Annotated in this window: 11 protein-coding genes, 6 tRNA genes and 1 pseudogene; 14 read left to right on the top strand and 4 right to left on the bottom strand. The window is 39.1% G+C overall.

The annotated features are described in order from the left end of the window. The first annotated feature begins 209 nt into the window (after positions 1–209). From uvrY to nspC, 12 genes and pseudogenes are all read left to right on the top strand, one after another. On the top strand, positions 210–854 hold the full coding sequence (gene uvrY / locus ED622_RS06550) for a UvrY/SirA/GacA family response regulator transcription factor (RefSeq protein WP_122033122.1): 645 nt from the start codon (positions 210–212) through the stop codon (positions 852–854). Continuing rightward, positions 854–2680, top strand: coding sequence for an excinuclease ABC subunit UvrC (uvrC, locus tag ED622_RS06545; protein ID WP_122033121.1), 1827 nt, complete (start codon positions 854–856; stop codon positions 2678–2680). The genes uvrY and uvrC overlap by 1 nt, the downstream gene beginning before the upstream one ends. 45 nt (positions 2681–2725) lie before the next feature. After that, positions 2726–3280 carry a CDP-diacylglycerol--glycerol-3-phosphate 3-phosphatidyltransferase gene (gene pgsA / locus ED622_RS06540; RefSeq protein WP_122033120.1) on the top strand — a complete coding sequence of 185 codons (555 nt, stop codon included), beginning with the start codon at positions 2726–2728 and terminating at the stop codon, positions 3278–3280. A gap of 316 nt (positions 3281–3596) precedes the next feature. Continuing rightward, positions 3597–3670 (top strand) — tRNA-Cys (locus ED622_RS06535). 22 nt (positions 3671–3692) lie between these two features. Next, positions 3693–3768 (top strand) — tRNA-Gly (locus tag ED622_RS06530). A 108-nt stretch (positions 3769–3876) separates the two neighbouring features. Then, a tRNA-Leu gene (locus ED622_RS06525) sits at positions 3877–3963 on the top strand. Positions 3964–3995: 32 nt separating this feature from the next. Further along, positions 3996–4071: transfer RNA gene (locus tag ED622_RS06520), tRNA-Gly, on the top strand. 107 nt (positions 4072–4178) lie between these two features. Next, positions 4179–4265, top strand: a tRNA-Leu gene (locus ED622_RS06515). 32 nt (positions 4266–4297) lie between these two features. After that, positions 4298–4373: transfer RNA gene (locus tag ED622_RS06510), tRNA-Gly, on the top strand. Between the two features lie 497 nt (positions 4374–4870). Next, positions 4871–6370, top strand: a pseudogene (locus tag ED622_RS06505) (aspartate aminotransferase family protein); the annotation flags it as partial. Further along, the gene (locus ED622_RS06500; protein ID WP_122033118.1) at positions 6370–7614 is read left to right on the top strand and encodes a carboxynorspermidine synthase; all 1245 of its coding nucleotides are present in this window, start codon (positions 6370–6372) and stop codon (positions 7612–7614) included. The pseudogene ED622_RS06505 and the gene ED622_RS06500, both read left to right, overlap by 1 nt. 103 nt (positions 7615–7717) lie before the next feature. Continuing rightward, entirely contained in the window at positions 7718–8851 is a 1134-nt protein-coding gene (gene nspC / locus ED622_RS06495) for a carboxynorspermidine decarboxylase (protein WP_174213432.1), read from the top strand. A 73-nt stretch (positions 8852–8924) separates the two neighbouring features. Here the strand turns inward: nspC and ED622_RS06490 are convergent, their stop codons facing one another. Together ED622_RS06490 and yccS are read right to left on the bottom strand one after the other, a co-directional pair. Beyond that, entirely contained in the window at positions 8925–9422 is a 498-nt protein-coding gene (locus ED622_RS06490; RefSeq protein ID WP_122033116.1) for a glycine cleavage system protein R, read from the bottom strand. A gap of 134 nt (positions 9423–9556) precedes the next feature. Then, on the bottom strand, positions 9557–11734 hold the full coding sequence (gene yccS / locus ED622_RS06485; RefSeq protein WP_122033115.1) for a YccS family putative transporter: 2178 nt from the start codon (positions 11732–11734) through the stop codon (positions 9557–9559). A gap of 168 nt (positions 11735–11902) precedes the next feature. Here yccS and helD point away from each other — a divergent pair, with 168 nt between their 5' ends. Continuing rightward, positions 11903–13966 carry a DNA helicase IV gene (gene helD, locus ED622_RS06480; RefSeq protein ID WP_122033114.1) on the top strand — a complete coding sequence of 688 codons (2064 nt, stop codon included), beginning with the start codon at positions 11903–11905 and terminating at the stop codon, positions 13964–13966. A 101-nt stretch (positions 13967–14067) separates the two neighbouring features. Here helD and ED622_RS06475 read toward each other — a convergent pair whose 3' ends face one another. Continuing rightward, the gene (locus tag ED622_RS06475; protein ID WP_122033113.1) at positions 14068–14523 is read right to left on the bottom strand and encodes a methylglyoxal synthase; all 456 of its coding nucleotides are present in this window, start codon (positions 14521–14523) and stop codon (positions 14068–14070) included. A 67-nt stretch (positions 14524–14590) separates the two neighbouring features. Beyond that, a complete protein-coding gene (torT, locus tag ED622_RS06470) occupies positions 14591–15586 on the bottom strand; it encodes a TMAO reductase system periplasmic protein TorT (protein WP_122033112.1) in 996 nt (331 codons plus the stop codon). Positions 15587–15660: 74 nt separating this feature from the next. Between torT and torS the strand changes: the two genes are divergently transcribed. Continuing rightward, complete coding sequence (torS, locus tag ED622_RS06465; RefSeq protein WP_122033111.1) at positions 15661–18540, top strand: TMAO reductase system sensor histidine kinase/response regulator TorS; 2880 nt, start codon at positions 15661–15663, stop codon at positions 18538–18540. Positions 18541–18637: the final 97 nt, after the last annotated feature.

The following is an 18637-nucleotide window of genomic DNA, read 5'->3' as shown; positions in this document are numbered from 1 at the left end:
TTGAATTTATTTATTTTCAAGCGTGTGGTGTTTCTTTAGAGATGCAGCATGAAAAGGTAAATAGGTACTAAAGTCAATACTATATAAATAGTAAAACTTTGCGTACAAACACATAATCAATAGGCGACAACCTTATTTTTTAAGGTAAAATAGGCCATAAAATTTGCCTCAGTCGAGGTGCGCAGTAAATTTAAGTCGGAGTGTCAGTTGTGATTAAAGTATTCCTTGTAGATGATCATGAGCTGGTTCGCACAGGGATTAGACGTATTCTTGAAGACGTCCGTGGAATTAAAGTAGTAGGGGAAGCTGACAGCGGTGAAGACGCCGTAAAATGGTGTCGAACAGAGCAGGCAGATATTGTCCTTATGGATATGAATATGCCCGGGATCGGTGGATTAGAAGCCACTAAAAAGATTTTACGATTTAATCCAGATATGAAAGTTATTGTTTTAACGATTCATACTGAGAACCCATTCCCAACAAAGGTAATGCAAGCAGGTGCTGCTGGCTATCTTACAAAAGGGGCTGGCCCAGACGAAATGGTGAATGCTATTCGTATGGTTCAAAGTGGGCAACGTTATTTATCACCAGAGATCGCGCAACAAATGGCATTAAGCCAGTTCACACCAGATTCTGAGAATCCATTTAAAGAATTGTCAGAGCGTGAATTGCAGATCATGATTATGATAACGAAAGGCGAAAAAGTGACGGATATTTCCGAGCAACTTAACTTGAGCCCTAAAACAGTAAATAGCTATCGTTACCGATTATTCAGTAAATTGAATATCAGTGGAGATGTTGAATTAACTCACTTAGCTATTCGTCATGGTATTTTAGATGCTGAGACGCTTTAGTGCCTTCTTTTGATTCAAAAGCTTTCTTAAAATCTGTTACTCATCAGCCCGGCGTTTATCGTATGTATAACGCTGAGGCTGAGGTTATTTATGTAGGCAAAGCAAAAGATTTAAAAAAACGATTATCTAGCTATTTTCGTGTAAATATCCCATCAGAAAAAACCAAAGCATTAGTCAGTCATATTGATCATGTTGATGTGACGGTGACTCATACTGAGACCGAAGCCCTTATCCTTGAGCATAATTATATTAAGCAATATTTGCCGAAATATAATGTATTACTTCGAGATGATAAATCTTACCCTTATATTTTCATTTCAAACCATAAGCATCCAAGGATCTCTATCCATCGTGGGGCGAAGCGTAAAAAAGGGGAGTACTTTGGGCCTTATCCAGATTCCGGAGCAGTGCGAGAAAGCCTTCACTTGATCCAAAAACTGTTTCCAATTCGTCAATGTGAAGATTCGGTTTATTCAAATCGTCAGCGTCCTTGCTTGATGCATCAAATTGGTCGTTGTTTAGCGCCGTGTGTAAAAGGCATTGTTAGCGATGATGAATATAAAGAGCAAACGGAATTTATTCGCTTATTTTTACAGGGTAAAGATAGACAAGTTATTCAGACGTTAGTTGAGCAAATGGAAGCGGCAAGCCATTCCCTGAAATTTGAAAAAGCAGCGGTTATTCGAGATCAAATTCAAGCAATGAGACGAATGCAAGAGCAGCAATACGTTTCAGATGACAGCGGTGATGACTTAGATGTATTAGGTTTTGCTATCGAAAATGGATTAGCTTGCGTACATTTATTAATGATCCGCCAAGGAAAGATACTTGGTAGTCGAAGCTTCTTTCCTAAGATCCCTGTGAAGACGGATAAAGAAGAAGTATTCTCAAGCTTTTTAACTCAGTATTACTTAAACCACTCTCAAGGCCGTACTATTCCTAATCGTGTAGTGACAAGTTTTGAGTTTGATGGCGAAGGGCTAGAGCATGCATTAACAGAGTTATCTGGGCGTAAAGTCCAATTTCAATTAAATCCTAAAGGAATAAAAGGGCGTTATTTAAAATTAGCCGATACCAATGCATTGACTGCGCTTACAAGTAAATCGAATCATAAGCTGACGATGTATCAGCGATTTAAACAATTAGAAGAAGCCTTGTCTTTAGCCTCAATTCAGCGAATGGAATGTTTTGATATTAGTCATACCATGGGAGAAAAAACCGTGGCTTCTTGTGTCGTATTCAATCAGGAAGGACCAGTAAAAGCGGAGTATAGACGTTATAATATCACTGGGATTACGGGCGGCGATGATTACGCTGCGATGGCTCAAGTTTTAGAACGCCGTTACAGTAAGCATCTTGATGTAGATAAAATTCCTGATATTGTATTTATCGATGGGGGGAAAGGGCAGTTAAACCGCGCTTATGAGGTTATCTCTAAGCACTGGGATGATTGGCCAAAGCAACCACTATTGTTAGGTATAGCGAAAGGGATTACACGAAAACATGGATTAGAAACCCTAGTTAAAGTGTCTGGTGAGGAGTTTTCGATGCCAAGTGATTCGCCTGCTTTGCATTTAATACAGCATATTAGAGATGAAAGTCATAATCATGCGATCAGTGGACATAGAGCTCAACGTGCTAAAGTTAGAAAAACCAGTACGTTGCAAAATATTGAAGGCGTTGGTCCAAAAAGAAGACAGGCATTATTACAGTATTTAGGTGGTCTCCAAGAATTAAAAAGTGCAAGTGTTGAAGAAATAGCCAAAGTGCCAGGAATTAGCCTCTCTTTGGCAGAAAAAATACAGGATGCGTTGAAACACGGATAAAAAAAGCGCACCATAGACCTAGCGGACCAAAACTAAAGAATTATTATGCGATTAACGATACCAAATATACTCACGTTTATCCGACTTGCACTTATTCCAGTGTTTGTTGTTGTTTTTTACTTGCCTTATGAATGGTCAGCGGTTGCTGCAGCAATGGTTTTCTGGGTGGCAGGCTTTACTGATTGGTTAGATGGATTATTAGCAAGAAAATTAGGTCAAACTTCTCGTTTTGGTGCCTTTTTAGATCCCGTAGCTGATAAAGTGATGGTAGCAGCTGCTTTAATTTTAATTACTGAGCACTACCATTCTATTTGGGTAACGATCCCTGCTATCACCATGATTGGTCGTGAACTTATTATCTCTGCATTAAGAGAATGGATGGCCGAGATTGGTAAGCGTGCAAGTGTTGCCGTATCGTGGGTTGGTAAAGTAAAAACCGTTTCACAAATGTTTGCGCTGTGGCTTTTGATTTGGCGTTATGATGATTGGATGATTTGGGTAGGTTATGCTGCACTTTATGTTGCGACAATTCTAACTTACTGGTCTATGGTCCAATACTTAGCGGCTGCGAAAGATGACTTGCTTAATGCAGACGATTGATTGAACTAATTATATGAAAAGCGAACTTAGGTTCGCTTTTTTTATATTTGAAAACCGCTGATTTTTAGATAACTGATATTACAGGCTTTTGCCTTGGTTATTTCTTGCTATTTGTTGGTGGTTTTTAAGCTATCGTGTTCAATAATCTGATGTGAAGAGGTTGTTTTCGTTCGTTTTATGCTCATTTTGGCCGGATTTTATTCAAACGAAACAAAAACCAAAAAATAGTGTTGACTCTAATGGCTGAATCAGTAGAATGCATCCCGTACCCAAGAGGAAGGCAGCAAATAAGCAGCTAGCCAATTGAGGATACGTTGGCGCCTTGGCAGAGTGGCTATGCAGCGGATTGCAAATCCGTGGACCTCGGTTCGACTCCGGGAGGCGCCTCCAATCTCTTTTTAGAGATGACTTTGCGACACTAGCTCAGCTGGTAGAGCGCAACCTTGCCAAGGTTGAGGTCACGAGTTCGAGCCTCGTGTGTCGCTCCAGATTTTGTAAAAGGCAGTCACGTAACATTGGCAGACTGTTTTAAAGATGGTGTCTAACCGTTCTTTTTAGAACACATTGGTTAGGAGCATCGCAATAAAGAATTGCGTGCCCTGGTGGTGGAATTGGTAGACACAAGGGATTTAAAATCCCTCGGCGTTCGCGCTGTGCCGGTTCAAGTCCGGCCCGGGGCACCATCTATTAAAGTCTACATTGAAAAATGTAGCATGCGACACTAGCTCAGCTGGTAGAGCGCAACCTTGCCAAGGTTGAGGTCACGAGTTCGAGCCTCGTGTGTCGCTCCAGATTTGTAAAAGGCAGTCACGTAACATTGGCAGACTGTTTTAAAGATGGTGTCTAACCGTTCTTTTTAGAACACATTGGTTAGGAGCATCGCAATAAAGAATTGCGTGCCCTGGTGGTGGAATTGGTAGACACAAGGGATTTAAAATCCCTCGGCGTTCGCGCTGTGCCGGTTCAAGTCCGGCCCGGGGCACCATCTATTAAAGTCTATATTGAAAAATATAGCATGCGACACTAGCTCAGCTGGTAGAGCGCAACCTTGCCAAGGTTGAGGTCACGAGTTCGAGCCTCGTGTGTCGCTCCAAATTGAAAAGCCCAATCAGAAATGATTGGGCTTTTTGACGTTTATAATTTAATGATTATGAATAAAAATTTCCATAATATAAACAGCTGTGTTACTTTCCTTCACAATCTCGGAATAGTTCTGGGGGAGACGCGTTTTAACTTTATATTTTTACTAAAATTTAAAGATAAATACGTAGGGTAGGTATCAACAACAATTTGTTGATAGAAGGGATACTAGTGACGGTAACGTCATGCTTATGGGAAACCCAACATTGAACACATTTAAATTACACACTCAAATCTGCTTAATACTTCCACTGTGCCCTGTATTAGAAACAGGCAGCATCACCGAACCTTGAATCTTTGAAAAACAATTGCCATTACGTGGCTTAATTTCTATATGCATTTTGCTATGGATAGATTTTTCACATCTTAATTTTCAAGGTTATAAAAATGAGCGCACTCTTTGATGAGAGAGCTGATGCTGTTATGTCTCAGTTATCAGTTCAATTGGTAGAATCAAATAGTCAGGAAGAATTCAACCAACAAGAACAATGGAAACAGCACTTTATTCAAACAGGCGCTGGAGGAAGTGATCAATTCCTTTCTATGTTGAATCATACCAATCAAGCGTTAGCTTTGGTATTTGAACAGGTGAGATCCCCGTATTCAGGGGTTACACCAGCCTTACTTGAAAAAGCCATTCAAAACGTAAACCTAGATAATGAACCATCAGATCTGCGCAATGTTATTGATAGAACCACAGACCTAGTGGTTAAAAACTCAATATTTGTCCAGCATCCAAACTGTATTGCCCATCTTCATACTCCGCCATTACTTTCCTCTATTGCTGCTGAAGCGATGATTGCTGCGCTTAATCAATCGATGGATTCGTGGGATCAAGCCTCATCAGCAACCTACGTAGAGCAGAAAGTAATAGATTGGGTATGTAAAAAATACCAATTAGGTGCAAAGTCTGATGGTGTATTTACCAGCGGTGGGACACAAAGCAACCTCATGGGATTATTGCTTGCCCGTGATTGGATAGCAGACAAAGTAAGCCAACATTCGATTCAAAAATTGGGCTTACCAGAGTATTCGAGTAGATTGCGTATAATATGCTCTAAAAAATCACATTTCACCGTGCAAAAATCTGCATCTTTGTTAGGATTAGGTGAGCGTTCTGTATGTTGTGTTGAGACAAACTCAAATGGCACTATTCATATCAATTCATTAGAGGAAACACTTGGTGAATTGAAAGCAGAAGGGTTAATTCCGTTTGTTTTAGTGGGAACCGCTGGTACGACAGATCACGGAGCCATTGATGATTTATCTGCATTGTCCTCTATAGCACAAGCAGAAGGTATGTGGTTTCACGTTGATGCCGCTTATGGTGGCGCATTAATATTAAGTGAGAGTAAGCAACGATTAGCTGGCATTGAACATGCCGACTCACTCAGTGTAGATTTTCATAAATTGTTTTACCAAACCGTTAGTTGTGGTGCGATCTTAATTAAAGATAAATCTAATTTTGGTTACTTGCGACATCATGCCGATTACTTAAATCGAGAAGATGATGAACTGCCTAACTTAGTCGATAAATCCATCGCGACAACGAAACGTTTTGATGCCTTAAAAGTCTTTATGACAATGCAAAATGTAGGGGCAGAGCAATTAGGAAAAATGTACGACCATTTATTGATACAAACCAAACAAGTCGCAGATTTAATTCAAAACAATGATCGTTTTGAATTACTGGCAGAACCGTCACTTTCAACCGTATTGTTTCGCTCTAACAGTAAAATTATCAAGGATCTAGATAAGCTAAATAAAACAGTCAGGCTAGAAGCGTTAACGCGTGGTATAGCCGTGTTAGGTGAAACGGTCGTTAATCATAATGTCGCGTTGAAACTAACCATCTTAAATCCATGTTTGAAGGTTTTAGATTTTGAATCTTTATTGGAACAAATTGATAACTTAGTAATTGAACAAGAACAAATAAGGGTAAAACAATAATGTCTATTCTACAAATTGGCGCTGGTGGCGTTGGATGGGTTGTTGCACATAAAGCAGCACAAAATAATGACACACTGGGTGATATTACGATTGCTTCTCGCACTATTGAAAAGTGTGAAAAAATTATCGAATCGATTAAGGGTAAAAATAACCTGAAAGATACGACTAAGAAATTGGAAGCAAAAGCAGTTAATGCTGATGATGTTGATGCACTTGTTGCTCTTATCAAAGAAGTTCAGCCTGATCTTGTTATTAATGCTGGCCCTCCTTGGGTTAACATTTCAATCATGGAAGCGTGTTATCAAGCACAAGTTTCTTACTTAGATACGTCTGTTGCTGTTGATTTATGCTCAGAAGGCCAACAAGTGCCTGAAGCTTATGATTGGCAGTGGGGCTATCGTGAGAAGTTTAAAGAAGCGGGCATTACCGGTATTCTTGGTGCGGGTTTTGATCCAGGTGTGGTTAGTGTTTTTGCAGCATATGCGGTTAAGCATTTGTTTGATGAGATTGAAACTATTGATGTAATGGACATCAATAACGGTGATCATGGTAAAAAGTTTGCGACAAACTTTGATCCAGAAACGAACATGCTAGAGATCCAAGGTGATTCTTTCTACTGGGAAAATGAAGAGTGGAAACAAGTACCATGTCATACCCGTATGTTAGAATTTGATTTCCCACATTGTGGTAGCCATAAAGTATATTCAATGGCGCATGATGAAGTTCGTTCAATGAAAGAATTTATTCCAGCAAAACGCATTGAGTTCTGGATGGGCTTTGGTGACAAATACTTAAATTACTTTAATTGTATGCGCGATATTGGTCTGTTAAGCCCAGAACCATTGACTTTGCACGATGGTACTGTTGTTCAGCCACTACACGTATTAAAAGCATTATTACCTGATCCAACCTCACTGGCTCCAGGTTATACTGGACTAACGTGCATCGGTACTTGGGTTCAAGGTAAAAAAGACGGAAAAGATCGCAGCGTATTCATCTACAATAATGCTGATCACGAAGTTGCTTATAAAGATGTAGAGCACCAAGCTATTTCTTATACTACAGGTGTACCTGCAATTACTGCCGCTCTGCAATATTTCCGTGGTAAGTGGGCTGAAGCGGGAGTATTTAATATGGAGCAGTTAGACCCAGATCCGTTCCTAGAAACAATGCCTGAAATTGGCCTAGATTGGCATGTTCAAGAGCTAACGCCAGGACAACCAGACATTAAAACTCTAAAATAATAGAGTATATCTATCGTCATTATCAATGATGGTGAATTAATTTTAAGCCGATGAATTCATCGGCTTTGTTCGATTTATAGAGAAGAGAATCATGACAACTCAATTGAAAAAAAATGAGTTAAAAACCCCATATTTCATGATTGATGAAGCCAAGCTGATAGCGAACCTTGAAGTAGCGAAGCGCTTGAAAGATCTTTCTGGTGTTAAATTGGTACTGGCATTGAAATGCTTTTCAACGTGGGGCGTTTTTGACATCATCAAGCCTTATCTTGATGGTTCAACCAGCAGTGGTCCATACGAAGTAAAATTAGGCCATGAAACCTTTGGTGGTGAAACGCACGCTTACAGTGTGGGTTACAGTGAAGATGACGTAAAAGAAGTGGTCGACATTTGCGATAAGATGATCTTTAACTCACAATCGCAATTAGCCGCTTATCGTCATCTTGTTGAAGGTAAAGCGTCGATCGGTCTACGCTTAAACCCTGGCGTAAGCTATGCAGGACAAGATCTTGCGAACCCTGCGCGTGAGTTTTCACGTTTAGGTGTACAAGCGGATCAACTCGATCCTCTTGTGTTTGAAAGCTTGAATGGCGTTATGTTTCACATGAATTGTGAGAATAAAGACGTTGATGTCTTTTCATCGCTATTAGATGCTATTTCAACTAAATTTGGTACACATCTAGATAAATTAGAGTGGGTGAGTTTAGGTGGTGGTGTTTTCTTTACTTGGCCTGATTATGATGTTGAAAAACTGGCATCAGTACTAAAAGCTTTTGCTGATAAACACCAAGTTCAGTTATATCTTGAGCCGGGTGAAGCAATCATCACTAAAACCGCGGATCTCGTAGTAAGCGTGGTTGATATTATTGAAAATGGCAAAAAAACGGCCATTGTTGACTCTGCAACTGAAGCGCATCGCCTTGATACGTTAATCTATAATGAGCCTGCCTCAATATTAGAAGCATCAGAAAATGGTGAACACCACTACGTTATTGGCTCATGTTCATGCCTAGCTGGTGATCAGTTCTGTGAAGCCCAATTTGAAAAGCCATTAGTGATTGGTCAAAAACTGCATATGTTGGACAGTGCCGGTTATACCATGGTGAAATTGAATTGGTTTAATGGCTTAAAAATGCCTTCGGTATATTGCGAGAGAACCACCGGAGAGATCGAGATTTTAAATCAATTTGGCTATGATGATTTTAAGCGTTCATTATCACAGTGGACGGTGAGTTAATCCTAATTCAGAGTCGTTAGAACTAAAAATGGCAGCGTATTTAGGCTGCCATCTTTAATTATGTCAACCAAGCTTAGATAATAGTAACGACCATATCATTACTCAGTGCTTCAATCTCTGCTGCTAAGTCATTTATATTAGCTGATATCGGTAACTTTAAGCTTAATGTAGCGGTAAATACACTGGTGCCATTTGCTGGAACTCCAATACGATGACTGTCCATATCAATCAATTCAACCGATTCTTTTTGCAGTATATTACTGATATCATTGACGATACCGGCTCTGTCTTCTGCATCTACTTTCAATTGAGTATGTTGACTTTCAATAATCGTTTCTAATGCGTCGGTAAAAGTAACCAGTAAGTCATCTTGTGAGGCAAAGTAGTCTTGGACCGCTTTTTTATGAGCCGTAGGGACTTCTATTTTAATTACTGCAGAAATATGGGTATCAAGGTAATTGATTTTACTTACTAACCATTTTCCCCCTTCTTCATGAGTCACCGAAGCCAAGCGTTTAATTAGGTCTGGGCTAGAAATACCAACAAAAGCAGCAATAAATACACTTTTCATAGTGAAGCCTCCAACTAAGGTTATTATTGTTCTATTCAATAAGTAATAGCATTAGTATCAGTGTAGACGTCTTGTTGTGAAAATGTTTGATAAACATCAACATATTAACCGCTCAAATAGATCAACTTCAAAGTTTACTGTTCTATTTTGTCTCTCTTAGTTCTCGTGCTTAGTATTTCTGAAAGAGAGTGCATTTCTGGTAAAATTTGATGAATTAAATGCAGTTGTTGCAATACCATTCTTACTGAATTTTCATCTTCATCACGCCATTCAGAAAGCTTCCTTTCAATGCTCTCTTCCGCAAAAATATTTAATCTATCACTGCAATCCGTATTATTGAGTTGGCATTGAATTTGATTTAAATGCGCATGAATAATACGGTGAGACTCTGCGACTAGCTGATGTGTTTCTTCATCTTTTAAGCGCGTACGATGAGCACCAAGAGCTGAAATATAACTTAACATCGCATGGCATAAGCAAAGAAAACGGAATGATTCATCAACTGCGGTTTGATACTTACCGGGTTCGATAAGCATATTGCTGATTGCAGAGCTAAGTGCCGCTTCATTATTGTGAGCTTGTCGACGAGATAAGCGGTACTGTAAAGAATCTTTTTTGCCGGCTCGATATTGTGAAATTATATTAGCTAAATAATCTTGATGGGCATTTACCGTATCAGCCATGACCTTATGTAAACGCTTAGATTGCCAGTCGGGTAAGATGTAAGTTACAGCAACTACGGCTAAAATACAGCCAACAATAGTATCACCTAATCGAGGTAGAATAACCGCATAACCTTCACCTAATTGGTTAAAACAGAACAGAACCAAAATGGTGATAAAGGCCGTTGCAAAGCCGTAGTTAGCAAGACGGAAAGCAAAAAATAATACTCCGGCTATGACCATGAGAACCAGTTGACTATCAAGAGACGGGAACAGGACTAAGAGTGCGGTTCCTGCTAATAAACCAATAATAGTTCCTGCAACACGAGCAACGAGTTTTTCTTTTGTTGCGCTGTAGTTTGGCTGACAAACAAACAGAGTGGTTAATAAAATCCAATATCCACGATCTAAATCAAAGGCTTGAATAATGCCATACCCAGCAGTGAGGGCGAGAGCCATTCTAATAGCATGACGGAACAGAACGGAATCAGTTGTCATGTTTGCTTTTAAACGCTGCCACATTGCTTTTGGCGTGTGTGCAACTTGGTCTGCTAAAACGGTGTCTTCTTCAAGCTCTAAACTGTGTTCAGGGTTACTGATATTGGCAAATTGGCGCTCTACTGTCGCTAGATTACTAAACAAATATTCAAGCTGAATAACAGATAATCGCCATTCTGGTCGTTGTTGTTCCTTTAATGCAATTAACGATTGTTGTAACTCGTCTAAAGCAAAAATTGAAGTTTGGGCATGTTGATAGGGTAAGCCAAGCGATAAGCAGCGCGCAACTTCCTTACAGGCTAAAGATTGGCTATGAAGCAAATGCTTAAAGCGAAAGAGAATATCGCTACGATTAAAGGTATTCGCAAGATCTTGATAGCGATAATGGCTAGAGCTGACGCGTTCATGAATATCTTGGGCAATGAAATAGATCTTTAAAAAACGGTCACTGGCTCCCACAACATGTCCGCCTTGAGCACGAGTGAGTAACGACGTTTTACTGTTATTTAGTGCTGTTACCATCTGAGCATTATTTTTGGCTTCTTGAAGACGGTACGGTTGAGGCGTTAAGTTAGTAACCGGATGAAATAGTTCACTTTTAATATCTAAATATCTTGCCATGGTTTCAAATACGGTGGCGAGATTTTGTTGCACAGGCTGCAAAGGCCAGAAAATTTGCCAAATAAGTGAGATGGAATAATACCAAGCGGCACCTCCTAGCAGTAGCATCGGTTGATACCACAGGTTTGGACTATCAGCAGCCCCCAGCATGGTATAAATAGCAATCAGTAATGAACCAAACGCGATACTTGCGTAACGAGGCCCCAATGCCCCAAGCATAATAAAGGAAACTGTTGAACAGAAGAGCCCAATCGCAAATAAAATAGGGGTATCAAAAAGTAGCTCGATAGAGAAAGCAGCAATAGCAAAACAGATAAAGGTTAAAAAAAGCGCCTTAAGTCGGCCTGAAAGTTTATCTTCTGTTTCAGCTAAAGCGGCAGCAATGATGCCAAGGATTAAAGGGATAATTGCAGTGTTTTGTTCTAAATACCAACAAGGAATGACAGCACCAACTAAAGCGAGCAATACTCGAACGCTAAAATTGATGGTTTTATTGGCCCAGTATTGGCGAAAAATTTGGCGATAAGTCACAATAGGTATTATCTAATCGAGTGGAAAAAATCCATCATAACAAAGTCCTATCGATAAAAAAGTATAAGAGACTAGATCATTGTCTTAATACTGATCTGGGACAACAAAAAAAGAACCTGATATCCTAGGCACTCTTCGAGTTAACTTATCTTTAGGTAGTATTGAATCATGCAGATCAAAGCAACCACTTTCGCTCAGTGGTTAGTTCAGGGTGACTATTATCAGCTTGAATTAGAAGCAGAGCAGCTGTTGTTTACCTCACATAAATTCCAAGTATCGGTGCCATTTGATAAATGGAGTGGAAAGGTGACTTTTCAAAGAGGGTTGGTTTGGGGTTCTCTTTGTTTTTACAATCGTAATGAGAAAGTGGCATGGCGAGTTTCAGGCTTACCGTGGCAAGAGTGTGATGCCATTATCAATACGGTTTTAAATGCCTATGCCGATTGGAAAGAATCTAAGATAGCGATGTTAAATCAGCTAAAACCACAAATGCTGGATTTAGTAGAGAGTTTTGTTTCTCAACGTCGTTTTCTTAAACAAACTGAAGCCTTAATGATGGTTGAAAAGCTGTATGATCTTTTTGAGCAAACAGGTCTTTCAATACCACTTGCCGAGCAGCTGCAACCAGACTGTATTGCTCCGGTATTAAATTGGCTCACCGATCCAGAAGAGCAACTAAAAGAGCTGAATGAAACATGGTTAGAAGCGCAAAAAGTAGAATGGAAAGCGTTCTTTTCTGAATGTGAATCTCAGCCATTAAATGAATCTCAACAAAGTGCATTATTATTAAATGAAGATCACACCTTAGTATTAGCTGGGGCGGGTTCAGGAAAAACCAGTGTACTTGTAGCACGAGTACGCTATTTAATTGAAAGTGGCCAAGCTCAAGCTGATGAGATTTTATTACTTGCTTTTGGTCGTCAAGCAGCTCAAGAAATGTCAGGTCGGATTATAGAAAAGCTGGGATCTGATATTGGACAAAAAGTAAAAGTAGCGACCTTTCATCAACTTGGTTTAGATATTATTCGTCATGTTGAATATCAACAACCAAAACTGTCTTGTTTAGTGACCGATGTTAAGTCACGTAAAGAGTGGTTTAGTCATGTTCTTGATTCTGAATGGAAAAATGCGACAGCAACCAATCGTTGGAAAAAGCACCTTAAAAAGTGGCCGATAGCCTACTTGAGAGGGGATGTTGATTTAAAAGAAGAGTCACATAACGAAAAGTTGCAAGAGTGGCTGTATAAGCAAATTTGCCAATTAAATGCTTTGCAACTTGATAAGAAAGTGATTGTTGAACGAATTGAAACCCATGTGGATTCTGCTCGTTTGAAAAGTGAATTAAATATCGTTTGGCCATTTTTTAAAGCGTATGAGCGAACATTAAAGCACGAAGAAGCCATTGATTATGAATTAATGATTTCAAAAGCTAAGCAATACATTAATGACAAAAAATACGATTTGCCTTGGTCTTTTGTGATGGTTGATGAGTACCAAGATATTTCGCCTCAACGTTTGGATTTAATTGAAGCGATTTGTCATAACGAAAATACTCACAATACTAAAGCGACGTTATTTGCTGTTGGTGATGATTGGCAAGCTATTTATCGCTTTGCAGGGGCAGATGTATCGCTAACGACTGGATTTGAAAAGCGTTTTCAATCAACTCAAATAGCTCAGTTATCGACAACTTATCGCTTTAATGATCAAATTGGTGCGGTTGCGAATCGCTTTGTTCAAGAAAACCCAATGCAGCTTAAAAAAGAGTTGATAAGTTTTACTAAGCAAAAGAGAAAAGCGGTTAAAGTCATAGAGCACAGTTCAATAGAAAAAGAATTACTGTCTTTATCTAAGAATGCGCGTAAAGGTGAGAATGTCGTTATTTTAGGGCGCAATCATAACCATAAACCGGATAATTTTGACGAATGGCTGAAATATTACCCAGGGCTAAACTTGGAATATAAAACCTGTCATGCCAGTAAAGGAACCGAAGCGGATTATGTCTTTATTGTGGAGATGACAGAGGGGCAGTTCCCAATGAAATCAAGAGCAGAGTCGCTTGATGGGGCGTTACTTCCTCACGAAGAAGAGTTTAGTTATGCGGAAGAGCGTCGTTTATTTTATGTGGCATTAACCAGAGCAAAAAGAAAAGCGTGGGTGGTTTATCACGGTAAACCTTCTCCTTTTGTTCAGGAATTAGTAGATAAAGATTACCCAGTGATCATTGAATAATATGTAGCTATATCATAGTTATAAAAAAGCCCTTACTTCTATTGCTGACTGTGAGTAATAGAAATAAGGGCTTTTTATTTATTTGAGAGAAAGAAAAGTAATTATAGGCGTTCTGCTAAATACGCTTCGTAATCAGGGATTTCAATTTCAAGCTCTTTAGTCATATTTGGTGATGTGATCATTAATTTCGCACTAGAGCGGTTCATTGCAACAGGTACGTTCCAAACTGTCGCGATACGTAATAATGCTTTTACATCAGGGTCGTGAGGCACTGCGTTGAGGGGATCCCAGAAGAAGATCATCATGTCGATTTTACCTTCTGAAATCAATGCTCCTAATTGTTGATCTCCCCCCATAGGCCCACTTAATAGACTTTTAATTGCTAGGCCAGTTTCTCTGCTAAGCATGTTGCCTGTAGTACCTGTACCAAATAAAAAATGACCTTGTAATGCTTCCTTGTTTTCTTTTACCCAACGTAGAAGTTCTGGCTTGTAATGATCATGAGCTACAAGCGCGATATTTTTATGGCCTGGGATAATCCGTGTTGTCTTTTTCATTAAGGTTCCTTATTTTTTAATTTCTTACAGACTAATTCTTTTTTATCTCAATCAAATGACAATGCAATTATTGTGGTGCTGCCACAAAAAACGTTGGACGGTATTCCGCCGGAGAAAGAGAATCAAGTAATACATTTTTTGGTAAATATTGAGGTGTTAATACCTCAATGGTTGGCGATAATCTAAAAGGCAATGGAGACTTATTTAAATAGCCAATAGCTTGCTGAATACTGAGTCGGCCTTGTAGTACCATTTTATCGGTAGGAGAAAATAACACACGTTTACGAAGTAAACCGCGATAGACCGCATGGCTTAGATAAGTTGAGACCAGTTTTACTTGGTTTTGCATCTTTCGGCTCGCTAATTCGCTGATAGCCACCTCAATTGCGACAGCACCACCGACCAAATAGTCTAATTTTTCACTTTGAAGCGCATCTTGAATAAGATTACGTTGCAGCTCTTTACTGTTATCGCCCCAATAGGTTGCACTAACGATAATATCGCTCTCTTTAATTGCATCATTAAAGCCTTTGGTTACTGGTTTTGTACCCCCACGAGTTTTAGGTCCAGGAAGCCACCCGACATAGGTAAGCCCTGAATCTTTTGGGTGCTTCTCGGCAAGAAATTGACCCGCTTTAAACCCCATTTGGTACCAATCAACGCCGACTTCGCCTAGATGATAAGGCGCATTCGGAGGGTATGAACTGATTAATTGATTTACTGTTGCAAAAACAGGTATGTTTCCAGTGAGCGCTTTTAAGTCATTTTGATAAGCAACGGGATCAACCGTTCCTAAAATAATTGCATCTGCACCAAGTGAGACACATTGCTTTATTTGTTCTTTTTGACGTTCCACATTTGGGTAGCCGCCAGACTCATAGACAGTTAATTCAACGTTATTGAGTTTTGCCTCCTCAACCATGCCGTAATTAACAGAAAGCCAGTAAGAATCTTTTAAGTGTGGATAAATAGCACATAATTTCCATGGTTCATTTGCGTTCGCAAGGGGAGACAGCAAGATCGAAAATAGTAGAATAATTATGGGATTAAAAGTAAGTTTCATGGTCTCTTCGCACTGACTTTAGGTTGGTGATATGATACTCGCATTACTTCTTTTTCTAAAGTGTATTCAAGATTATGTTATTTGCTTCTACAGGGATCGGTCGCAAGCTGTTTCTTACTTTCATGGTAATGATCGCCCTGATGGCTTTTGGGTCTGTCGTGGGGGTTCTTGGCTTCTCATATGTTGAAAAAACCGAAAGAACGGTGATTGATTCTGCTATTCCTGCGGTAATTGAAGCTCGTTATATCTCGGACTTGAGCACTAAGATCATTTCTACATCCCAGTTATTATCCCAAGTCGATTCTGAACAAGAGCGAAAAACTTACGGTAAAGAGTTATTCACGTCGATTGAAAGTTTATACGTTCGTTTAAAAGGGTTAGGGGTCTATCCGTTTGATAAAGCGCTACTGACTCGATTGGATCGTCAAGTTCAAGAGATCGTCGATAATTTAGCAACAATGGGTAATAACGTTGGTGAAAAGGTCGTTTTACATCAGCTTATTCAAGAAAAAAGTCAGAAATTAACAAAAACCGCACTGCAGTTAGAAGAGCTATCACGCTCTCAAGTATTGAATTCGAATACAATTACGATTGCAAATGTCGTTAAGATCTACGATTTAGTCGATAATGGTGATAAAGAGGCTGTTTATAAAGCATTGGATACTTTGGTTGAGATCGATCTTGATTTAGCGGAACGGTTACATGAATTACGTCTATTGACCTTTAAAGTCGTCAATACTATCGATGATGCACGAAATAGCCACAATATCGCTAAAGTTGAGAAACTGCGCCAAGATTTTACTCGTGATATGACGATTATTACTCGTCGTGTGCAAGCGGTAGAAGATCCGAGTCGAACGCAACAAATGTTAATGCTAGCGAATAATCTTACCAAAAGTGAACGCCTTTTCAGTGAACTGATCCAATTGGTTAATATTAATAAGAAACTCAAAGCATTAAGTGACGAGAATATACATCAATTTCAAGAACTAAACCTCACGATAGCTCAGTTGCTTGAACAAGCCAATGACGTAACTCAGCAAGCGGTTGCTGATGTGAATTTTGTACTTAAAGTGGTACAGCAGCTACTGATCTCAATCACCTTATTAGGGCTATGTTTAGTTATTTATATTATGTGGCGCTATGTTTATGCTCGCGTGATCATGAGATTAAACCAATATGAACAAGCGATTACCGATGTTGCAAATGGAAAACTGGATATTGAGTTAGATACCTCTGGTGATGATGAACTAGCTCAAATGGGGCGCTCGATCTTAGTTGCCCGTGATACAGCACAAGAGCTTCAAGATTATAAAGACAGTTTGGAATTACAAATTGCACAGAGAACCCAAGAATTAAAATCCAGTAACGAACTGTTGAATGTGGAAATTATCAATCATGACAAAGCACGAGATTTAGCAGAACAAGCGAACCGAGCGAAATCTGCATTCTTAGCAACCATGAGCCATGAAATTAGAACACCTCTTAATGGTGTGCTCGGTACAGGAGAATTACTCCGAGGTAGTGGCTTAACGGCACAACAGAAGCAATATGTCGATATCATTAACCGCAGTGGTGAAAACCTTCTTGATTTACTTAATGATATTTTGGATTACTCAAAAATAGAAGCCGGTCATTTATGTATTCGGGCAGTCAATTTTAATATTCATTCAATGATCTCTGATGTTCACCACCTATTTAGCTCCAGAGCACAACAAAAAGGTATTACCTTAGCGTTTGATGTTCCTGCTGACTTACCTGCGTGGTGGATTGGAGATTGCACTCGAATTCGACAAGTACTCAATAACTTTGTTGGTAATGCGGTTAAATTCACTCATACCGGAAGTGTCACAATTCAATTACACGTTATTTTAGATACCACACTGCTATTTGAGGTTGTAGATACTGGTGTTGGAATTGCTAAACATGAAATTGGCAGCTTATTTGAAGCCTTTACTCAAGCTGAAGAAGGTCAGAAAGTGTATGGCGGCACAGGTTTAGGGTTAGCAATTAGTCAGCGTCTTATTGAAGCGATGGATGGTGAAATCGGTGTGGAATCTAAAGAAGGGTTAGGGAGCACATTTTGGTTCTCTTTAGAATTAGAGGAAGGGCACTGTATTACTGTACCTAACGAGGATAGCATTATTCCCGAAGTACCTTCTGCTCATTTACTTTTAGTTGAGGATAACCCTGTAAATCAAATGGTTGCAGTTGGTTTTCTTGAACGTTTAGGGCATAAAGTAACCGCTGTTGATACAGGTTTACTTGCCGAAGAAGCCTTGGAAAAAGAACAGTTTGATATGTTACTTCTTGATATTAATTTACCAGATACAGATGGCGTATCATTACAAAAAAGATTAAGAGATATTGAGCAAGAAAAAGAAGGTAGCAATGAATACACCCCAATACTTGCTGTTTCTGCTCATGTATTTGATGAAGATGTAGAGAGCTATTTAGCTGCAGGCTTTGATGGTTTTTTAGCAAAACCTTTAGTTGAAAATCAATTAATTAAAATGTTGAATCGCTTTTTGAGTGAGGCGTATCAAACTCAAGGTATAAATGAGTGTATCGAGACTGAGAATTGGCCCCAAATGGCCACTGAGATAACAGAAGAGAATTCAATGATATTAAATGAAAAAGTACTTCAAGGTGATTTAGCTGTATTAGGCGAAGAACGCATGCTTAAAATCATTGGTTTATTTAAACACTCATCTAAAGAAAATGTCCTTTTATTGCAAAAAGCGATTAACAGTGGAGAGGCGTACCAAGTAAATCAGTTAGCTCATAAGTTGAAAGGTTCAGCAGGAAGCTTAGGACTAATGCAGCTTCATGCTCTTTGCCATGCTTATGAAGATAATGGTAAAAAAGGGAATGTCTCAGACTGTGATTCAATAGAGTTAAATAAAGTTTATGAAGACGCATTGGTAGCGATTGAGCAGTTTTTCGACAAGTGAAATTAAATTCAAAAACATTTAATATTAAAATAAATTTAATTTCATGTATTCATGATATTTATCAGTTAATTATTGTTATTTCTTTATATAATTCAAT

This window comes from Aliivibrio sp. EL58, from assembly GCF_900312675.1.
In the GTDB taxonomy this organism is placed as follows: Bacteria; Pseudomonadota; Gammaproteobacteria; order Enterobacterales; family Vibrionaceae; genus Aliivibrio.
This window is presented reverse-complemented; position numbering and strand designations above follow the sequence as displayed.

Excerpts from the sequence above, each read along its gene's own strand:
- pgsA (WP_122033120.1), top strand. The coding sequence starts at position 2,726 with ATGCGATTAACGATACCAAATATACTCACGTTTATCCGACTTGCACTT.
- ED622_RS06500 (WP_122033118.1), top strand. The coding sequence starts at position 6,370 with ATGTCTATTCTACAAATTGGCGCTGGTGGCGTTGGATGGGTTGTTGCA.
- ED622_RS06490 (WP_122033116.1), bottom strand. The coding sequence starts at position 9,422 with ATGAAAAGTGTATTTATTGCTGCTTTTGTTGGTATTTCTAGCCCAGAC.
- helD (WP_122033114.1), top strand. The coding sequence starts at position 11,903 with ATGCAGATCAAAGCAACCACTTTCGCTCAGTGGTTAGTTCAGGGTGAC.
- ED622_RS06475 (WP_122033113.1), bottom strand. The coding sequence starts at position 14,523 with ATGAAAAAGACAACACGGATTATCCCAGGCCATAAAAATATCGCGCTT.
- torT (WP_122033112.1), bottom strand. The coding sequence starts at position 15,586 with ATGAAACTTACTTTTAATCCCATAATTATTCTACTATTTTCGATCTTG.
- torS (WP_122033111.1), top strand. The coding sequence starts at position 15,661 with ATGTTATTTGCTTCTACAGGGATCGGTCGCAAGCTGTTTCTTACTTTC.